Genomic DNA, 7,493 nt, shown 5'->3' with positions numbered 1-7,493 from the left:
AAGCCTGAAGAACTCCCATCATCGCAGGTCACAAGGCACTTCCTCGTTCTCCTGAAAGTTATCCACAGGCATCACGTCGGTGGATCGAGGCTTAGTGGTGGCGTACTGCCTGGCCTCCTTGATCCGCGCGCCGACCTGGTCGCGCTGCTTGGCCAGCGATTGCAACTTGGCGGTGGCCTTCTCCGTCGACTTCGCCAGCCCCGAGCCCGCCTTACCGGCCGCCTTGAGGTCCTTGACCAGCTCGGCCCCGGCCTTGCCGATGTCCGACGCGCTGCCGGTCAGGCTCTTCTTGAACGCGACCAGGTCCGCGGGGATCTCACTGCGTGCCTTGGCCTGAGACTTGGCGCGTGACTGCTGCTCTCTCTTCTTGGCGGCGGCTGCGGCCTTCTTCGCCGAGCTGGTGCCCTTGGCGAACCCGCGCAGCCCCCACCCGCCGGCCATGGCCAGAGACGTCTTGTGGTCGAACACCTCTGTGTCCCCGCCGCCGAAGCGGACCAGCTCGGGGCCGCGCTCGCCGACCCACGCGATCTCGCCCGGCTTCGGTCGGCCCCCGTCGGCGTATCCGCCGGGCCGGTTGTAGGCGGAGGCCAGCGACCCGTACCGGGACAGGGCGTAGCGCATCGAGGCGTACAGGTTGGCGAGCGGATCCCACACGCCGCGGCCACGGAGCGCGCCCGCGTAGGCGTTGAATGTGGGGTCGATGACCTGCATCAGCCCCTTGGAGGGGGTGCCGTTCTTGGCGTTGATGTCCCAGTTGTTGATCGCCCTCGCGTTGCCACCGGACTCCTGGTTCATGCGGCGCAGGGTGGTCTGCAGAAGGGAGGCGGGTTGGCCCACCATCTTGAGCGCCTGCAGAACCACAGACGTCCAGCGCTGGACACCGGACCCGCCGACGTCGCCCGAGGCGCCGCCGAACAGCCCCTTCGCCTTGTCGACGATCTTGTCTTTCAGCCCGCCGAGCATCTTGCCCGGGAACTTCCCGAGCGTCTGCGCCCACTTTGACGAGCCGATCGACTCGACCTTGTCACGGACGAACGACGTCGCCTTGTCCCACATTGCGCCCGGGTCGGCGAGGAAGTCGACGCCGCTCATCACGGCGCCGCCGATCTTCTTCGCGGTACCGCTGAACCAGTCGCCGACGTCGCCGAGCACACCGCCGTCGGCCATGAGCTGAGTACCCGCGGCCGCGTGCAGCCGGAGCGCGCGCCGCCGGTACCGCGGATCGGTCGGAATCACGTACTCGGGATGCCGCGGGTTGCCCTCGCCGACGATCGCCGTCGGCCTGTTGACCCGCATCGGCGCGGCCGGCCCCCACCCGTCGCCGACCGTGCCGCCCTGCGCGAGCAGCTTCGGCGCGGCAGGGAGCTTGCCGAGCCCGACGAACGAAGCGACCTTGTCCCAGGTGGCTTTGATCCCCTTCGTATAGACCCACTCGATCACGAAGTTCACGGGCTTCTTCGCGATGCCCTCGACCTGTGACCACGCCTTGCCGATCGCGTCGCGGGCGAGCCCGAACGCCGCCCCGAAGAGCTTGACCGCGCTGCGGCCCTTGTCGAGGACCGGCTTAAGCGCCGTCCCGTACAGCCACGAAGCGAGCCGGCCGATCCCGTCGAACGCCGGCTTGACGGCGTTGCCGTACAGCCACGACGCGACGCCGCCCGTCGTGCGGATCCCGGTCTGAATGCTGCCGAGCGTCGGCCGCAGGACCGTGCCCCACAGCCACGACGCCGCGGTGCCGATGCCGGACACCGCCGGTTTGATCGCGGACCGGTAGAGCCACGTTCCGGCCGCGCCGGTCGCCCGGAACCCGGTGCCGATCGCGCCGAGTGCCGGCCGCAGGATGGTTCCCCACAGCCACGACGCCCCGTCGCCGATCCCGTCGAATGCCGGCTTGATCGCCGCGGCGTACAGCCACGATGCGATCGCCCCGGCCGCCTTGAACCCGATCACGAACGGAGCGATCAGCAGCGTCGCGATGATGACGCCGAGCACCTTCGCCCCGGTGCCGATGAACCCGAACGTAGGCGCGAGGACCGTGCCCCACAGCCACGCGGTCGCAGTGCCGACCGCGCGCAGCCCGGTCATCAGTCCGGACACGCCGGGCTGCAGCACGGACCACAGAGCCGACCAACCGGCCTGAATCCCGGACCATGCGCCCTGAACGATCGAGCGGAACGTGTCGCTGCGCTTGTACGCGACGAAGAGCAGCGCGGCGAGCGCCGCGATACCCGTGATGATCAGTCCGACGGGGTTCGCGGACATGACCGCATTGAGCACGCCCTGCACAACGGCGTACCCGCGGGTGACCGCGGCCGCGCCGAGGATGACGCCGCGATAGATCGCGAAGACTGCGGTCGTCGCGCCGGTCGCGATCGCTGAGGCGCCCATCGTGAGGGCGAGCCCGCCGACCGCTACGCCGAGCGGCAGAAGCCAAATTCCGTAATCCCGTACCGCCTTGGCGCCGTCGGCGAGCGCCGTCGACGTGCCCTTGACCGCGGGTGCGAGCGTTTTGATCAGAACGCCGCCGACTGTCTTAGCGGGCGGCAGCACCCGGTTATTCAGGAAGCTGCCGAACTTCGTGACTGCGGGAAGCGCGTACTTGTCGGCGACGTTGGCGAGGCCCTGCAGCGCCTGCCGCTTGAACACCTCGACGCCCTGCAGCGCGTTGCCGTGCAGGGTCTTGCCCATCTTGTCGGCCGCGCCCCCGACCTTCCCGAGACCGGCGGCCGCCGTCGAGGGATCCATCGCGAGCAAGCTCGCCCCGAGATCCTCGGCTTGGGTGCCGAACAACTCGACCGCGATCTGCGACTGCTTGACGGGGTCTTTGATACCTCGCAGCTTGTCGAGGGTGAGATCAAGTACGCCGTTCGCGGCCTTCCCGCCCTTGGCGAACTTGCCCGCCATGTCGTCGGCGTTGAGCCCGAGTGCCTTGAACCCGCTCGCCGTCGTCTTGCTGCCGTCGATCGCACGGATCGAGAACTCTTTGATCGCGTCGGCCGCGACGTCGCCGTCGCGGGCGCCCGCCTGCAGCGCCTGATTGATCAGCCCGATCCCGGTCGCCCCGTCGATCCCGGCCTTACGCCACTGCGTGGCGTACTCATTGACCGTATCGATCAGGTCGCCGGCCTTGTCCGCTCCTGACTGGAACCCCTTGGTCAGCAGGTCGAACGCCTGCTTGCCGTCCTTCGCTAGACCCGTCTTGATGAGCTGTCCGGCCGCCTTCGCCGACTCGCCGACATCAGCGTCGAACGTCTCGGCGAGGTTAAGGGCGCTCTTACTCAGCCCGGCAAGATCCTTTTTCGGGGCGTTGACCGCGGCGACGCCGTTCTGTGCGAGCGCCTTAAGCGAGTCGTTGACCTGATCGATCGACTCGCCGTACCCCTTGCCGTAGACCGACCCGGCGATCTTGCCGAGCCGCGCCGCTTCCTTCGGGTTGAGCCCGAGCTGCGCGCCGAGTCGGGCATTGCTCTTGTCCTGCGCAGCAGCCTCGGTGAACCCGACCGCGAACAGCGCGCCGGCACTGGCAGCGACGCCGAGAACACCCGCTTTCAGGACCCCGCCGATTCCGGAGAGGAACCCGCCGCCCGACTCGCGGCCGGCTGTCTGCCCGGCGTTGCCCGACGGCCCCGTGATCTGCCGCTGCAGCTCGGGCCCGAACCCGCGGGTCTCGGGGACGACAGACACGTATCCCACACCGACCTCGACCGGCACGACGGATCACCCCCCGGGCAGTACCTGCGAGTTGATGTGGTCGTACGCGGCGCGAGCCTTGGCCCGCTTCACTTCGTCGGCCGCCGCGGTGTCTTTGGGCAGCGGGTCGCCCGGCCGCCACGATGGCTCGGGCCACGGGATCGGCTGCGCCTTCTCGCCGCGGTGCACGTTGGCGAACGCGATGAACAGCAGTTCGAGCAGATCGCGTGTGTCCGCCGCGGACCAATCAAGCTGTGTCCACGGATGCCCGGCGCTCGCACGGGCGAGGGCGCCATCGGGCGGCAGCCCCTCGACCAGGACGCGCAGCAGCCGCAGCGTGATCTCGCCCCGCCAGAAAGCGGCGAGCGGACCGCCCCGGCCGTACCCGGGGTAGTGGTGCGCGAGGTCAGCCTCGGTCGCCTCGGGGTGCTCGCCGAGGACGTCGAGCACGTCGTACGTGACGAACTGCTGCTCGCCGTCCTCGGGTTCCTCGCCGCCGGTTACCGCCTCGGCGGCCGGTGCTTTCCCATCGTGTCCTGCATCTCAGCACGCACGGCCAGGAAGCACAGCATCAGCCCGTTCGCGTCGCCGCCCGACTTGACGTACGCGTCCCACTGATCGCCGAGCAGTACGCGCGCCTTGCCGGCGTCGCCCTCGGCGGCGTCGATCGCCTTGTTCGTGTCGTCGTCGGCGAAGAGCGGGTGCGGGAAGGTGAACACCTTCCCGTCGTCGGTCTCGACCTCGACGAGCTCGCCGCCGACCGCCTCGGCGTACGACGCCTTCACCGCTGACAGACGGAACCGGGCCTTGTTGGGCTTGCTCATGATGATGTCCTCGATCCTCGGGTGAGCTGCGGGTGAGCATTCGAGGGCGAGGGACGGAGGGGCTCACCCAGAACCGCCGTCCCTCGCCCGATCAGGGGCAGTCACGCCGCGAGGTTGCGCCATCCCGGGCCGTCGACCCAGTTGCGGCAGCTCGTCTTGAGCACGCTGTCGCGGTAGGCGTTGAACGTGACCGGGCGCTGCGTCTCGGTCGACCGGGCCCACTGCTCGTCGTCGCGAGAGGTGAGCCGCGCGCGCGGGAAGAACTTGATCACGTAGATCTCGGCGCCCGTGTCGTCGAAGTCCAGACCGATGAACAGCAGCCGGCGATACGGGTTCTTCGGGGTGCTCGCCCGGTCCCATGTCCACGCCGTGCCGATGGCGGGCAGCGCGCCCGTGCCGGTGAGCGGCAGCCCCTCGTACAGAGCGACGGTCGCCGCGTTGGTTTCCTGCGCGGCGTACTGCGCGCTGAGCACGTCCGACTCGACGTCGGAACGGGTCGGCTCGACGCTCTGCGAGCTCGTGACGTCCGCCATCGACAGATCGCCCGTGAAAGTCACGCCATCGTCGGTCGTGTAGCCGACCGGGACGTACCCGGTCGGAATCGCGTTCAGCGCGCCGTCGTCGGTGGCGAACGGGGCGGTCACGGCGGCCGCCGAGTAGTCCGCGGCGTACACCGCCTGTACGAGCTGCTTGCGGATGTACTCGTTGTGCAGACCGGTCTCAAGCGAGACCGGCTCGGTCGGGGTGCCCATATGGCTACCTCCATGCAAGAGCCCCCGGCCGGTTGCGGCGCGAGGGCAAGCGGTCAACGGCGGGTGAGCCGGTCAAGCGGGTGTGAGGGTCGTCCCCCGTATGGACAGCTCGACGGCGAGCGCGTACCGGGGCGTCGACGTCTCTTTGTCGGGCAGCAGGTTCGGGCCCCCGACTTCGGCGAGGTCGTACACCCGGGCGCCCCGCCATCCCGGCATGGCGAGCGTGAGCGCCCGTACGACCGTCATGAGGTCGGCGGCGCTCTCCTCGGTCGCGCCCCAGCAGTGCACATCGAGGCGCGGCCGGTCGGTGACGCGGTCGAGCTGCGCGCCGCCGATCCGCTCGGCCCGTACGAGACGAGCCGGCCGGGGGTTCGGGATGCGGGTACCGACATGCACCGTGTCGCCGCGGGCGATGAGCTGCTCGCGCAGGTACCGCGTGTAGATCTCGGCGGCGTCCGGAAACGCGATCGCCTCGGGCATCAGTCCTGACCCTTTGCTGCGTCGAGCCCGGCGAGCAGAGCCGCCCGGGACACCTCGGGGTCGTCGGTCGAGTAGTCGCCGATCACGGCTCCGCGCACCCGACGGTCGTCGGTCTGCACGTCCGTGCGGAACTGCCCGGCCGCCGCGCTCGCCGCGGCTGCGCCCCGCTCGGCTGCTCGGGTCTTGCGCTCGATCAGCGCCCGCGTGCCGTCCGACTTGAGGAACGACGCGATGTTGCGCCTGTTGGGGATCACCCTGGTACGGGCCATGCGGTCACCCCTCGACTGTCTTCAACCTGATCTCGAAGTGGTGGAGCTCGGCCGGCTCGTACGCCGGGCCGGCTGGCCCGATCACCTCGAAGTCGGCGCCGTTCCAGTGGACTCGGTCGGCGCCGTGCACCGTGAGCGGGTCGCCCTCGGTGGTGTACGGGTTGCAGAGCATGAGCCATTCGCCGATCTGCGCTTCGCGCTGCTCGGTGTCCTCGGCCCCGGTGTTCTGCTGCAGCCACGCGTTCACCGTGGCGTGTGTCGACGCTGTCCAGTCGTCGACCTCATTGCCGTACCGGTCGGTCGTCCGGCCGGGGTGCACGACGTCGACGACGTGCGGCAGCAGATCGTCGCCGATCACAGCAGTCGCCCCCAGCAGTCGGCCGGGTCATCGCGCCACCCGTGACGGCTCTGGTCGACGAGCTCGACCGTGTACGCGGCGTCGGCGTCCGGGTCGTTGGTGTCCTCGGGCTGTAGTTGCGCGATCTCGTCGTCGGTGAGGTACAGCCCGCCGTTCTCGCCGAGCGTCTCGGAGTACTGGCCGATGGTGCGCTGCCGGTACCCACCGCCGTTGGCGATGACCCGCCGCGTGATGGCGATCGCGATCGCCTTCGTCGTGCCCGGGTCGGGGGTGTAGCCGGTCGGGATGTGCCGCCGCATGAGGGCCGACGCGTCGTCGAGGTACGCCTCGACCTGATCGCGCCGGGCCCCGGTGAGGGTGACGGCGGCGCGCTTCTCGTAGTCCTCGACCGTCGCGAACGCTGCCGCCATCCCCCTTACTCCTCTCGCTCGATGACGCCGGCCGTCTCGCATGCCGCGATGATGTCCTCGCGGCTCGCGTCGGCGGCGACCTCGACGTCGTGCTGCTCGGCGAACGCGCGCCACGCTTCGACGCCCGAGCCGCGGCCGGACCGGGGCGGCGCCTCGACGTCGCCGCCGGATCCCTCGCCCGCGACGTCGCCGGCGTCGGCGTCGGCGTCGGCGTCGGCGTCGGCGTCGGCGTCGGTGTCGGCCCACGCGTGTTCACCGATCCGGCGCGTGATCGCCGCCGGGATCTTGTCGTCGGGCCCGTACGGGATGCCGTCGATGTGTACGTACGCGATCAGTCGTCGGCTCATGCGAGCACCTGCGCACGGAAGGTCAGGTTCGGCTCGCGCAGAACCGGGATGCCGACCGCGGCCGCGTGAGTCCAGACCCTGACCGGGTCCTTCGTCTTCCACTGCGCGGCGACGATGCCGGGCTGCTCGCCGGGCTGCAGGGCGTACTCGTCTTCGAGCGACTCGGCGGTCGTGCCGAGCAGCGTCGCGCCGAGGTCGGTCGGCGCGGCCGCGGTCGTGGCGCCGGGCTCGGGCAGCAGCGCAATTGCGTTCTCGGGGGTGATCCGGGTTGTCAACGGCCTCGTAGTGCTCCCCGTGGGCGGCCAGTGATCTTCCCCGCTGGTGGCCTCGTGGGTGTCCCTGGTGGCGGCCAGATAATCTCCC

The 7,493-nt window shown here is 69.8% G+C and carries 9 protein-coding genes and 1 pseudogene; all 10 read right to left on the bottom strand.

Features of this window, described 5'->3' with window-relative positions:
- Positions 1–18: 18 nt before the first annotated feature.
- Positions 19–3,711, bottom strand: a complete 3,693-nt coding sequence (locus ACIP8W_RS31620) for a phage tail tape measure protein (RefSeq protein WP_402205830.1) — start codon at positions 3,709–3,711, stop codon at positions 19–21.
- Between the two features lie 6 nt (positions 3,712–3,717).
- On the bottom strand, positions 3,718–4,140 hold the full coding sequence (locus tag ACIP8W_RS31615) for a hypothetical protein (protein WP_402150373.1): 423 nt from the start codon (positions 4,138–4,140) through the stop codon (positions 3,718–3,720).
- Between the two features lie 50 nt (positions 4,141–4,190).
- Positions 4,191–4,514, bottom strand: coding sequence for a hypothetical protein (locus tag ACIP8W_RS31610; RefSeq protein ID WP_402150370.1), 324 nt, complete (start codon positions 4,512–4,514; stop codon positions 4,191–4,193).
- 101 nt (positions 4,515–4,615) lie between these two features.
- A complete protein-coding gene (locus ACIP8W_RS31605; RefSeq protein ID WP_402150368.1) occupies positions 4,616–5,266 on the bottom strand; it encodes a phage tail protein in 651 nt (216 codons plus the stop codon).
- 72 nt (positions 5,267–5,338) lie between these two features.
- Positions 5,339–5,746 (bottom strand): hypothetical protein, encoded by a 408-nt coding sequence (locus ACIP8W_RS31600; RefSeq protein ID WP_402150365.1) that lies wholly within the window; start codon positions 5,744–5,746, stop codon positions 5,339–5,341.
- Positions 5,746–6,015, bottom strand: coding sequence for a hypothetical protein (locus ACIP8W_RS31595; protein WP_402150362.1), 270 nt, complete (start codon positions 6,013–6,015; stop codon positions 5,746–5,748). Before ACIP8W_RS31595 ends, ACIP8W_RS31600 begins: the two co-directional genes overlap by 1 nt.
- A gap of 4 nt (positions 6,016–6,019) precedes the next feature.
- Positions 6,020–6,373, bottom strand: coding sequence for a hypothetical protein (locus ACIP8W_RS31590; protein WP_402150359.1), 354 nt, complete (start codon positions 6,371–6,373; stop codon positions 6,020–6,022).
- A complete protein-coding gene (locus ACIP8W_RS31585) occupies positions 6,370–6,783 on the bottom strand; it encodes a hypothetical protein (RefSeq protein ID WP_365914935.1) in 414 nt (137 codons plus the stop codon). The genes ACIP8W_RS31590 and ACIP8W_RS31585 overlap by 4 nt, the downstream gene beginning before the upstream one ends.
- Positions 6,784–6,788: 5 nt before the next feature.
- A complete protein-coding gene (locus tag ACIP8W_RS31580; protein WP_402205827.1) occupies positions 6,789–7,130 on the bottom strand; it encodes a hypothetical protein in 342 nt (113 codons plus the stop codon).
- A pseudogene (locus ACIP8W_RS31575) lies at positions 7,127–7,493 on the bottom strand (hypothetical protein); the annotation flags it as partial. The gene ACIP8W_RS31580 and the pseudogene ACIP8W_RS31575, both read right to left, overlap by 4 nt.

Source organism: Streptomyces sp. NPDC088554 (genome assembly GCF_044752945.1).
Lineage (GTDB): Bacteria > Actinomycetota > Actinomycetes > Streptomycetales > Streptomycetaceae > Streptomyces.
This window is presented reverse-complemented; position numbering and strand designations above follow the sequence as displayed.

Bases quoted from the DNA above. Each gene is read 5' to 3' on its own strand.
- ACIP8W_RS31610 (WP_402150370.1), bottom strand. From the start codon at position 4,514: ATGAGCAAGCCCAACAAGGCCCGGTTCCGTCTGTCAGCGGTGAAGGCG.
- ACIP8W_RS31605 (WP_402150368.1), bottom strand. From the start codon at position 5,266: ATGGGCACCCCGACCGAGCCGGTCTCGCTTGAGACCGGTCTGCACAAC.
- ACIP8W_RS31600 (WP_402150365.1), bottom strand. From the start codon at position 5,746: ATGCCCGAGGCGATCGCGTTTCCGGACGCCGCCGAGATCTACACGCGG.
- ACIP8W_RS31595 (WP_402150362.1), bottom strand. From the start codon at position 6,015: ATGGCCCGTACCAGGGTGATCCCCAACAGGCGCAACATCGCGTCGTTC.
- ACIP8W_RS31585 (WP_365914935.1), bottom strand. From the start codon at position 6,783: ATGGCGGCAGCGTTCGCGACGGTCGAGGACTACGAGAAGCGCGCCGCC.
- ACIP8W_RS31580 (WP_402205827.1), bottom strand. From the start codon at position 7,130: ATGAGCCGACGACTGATCGCGTACGTACACATCGACGGCATCCCGTAC.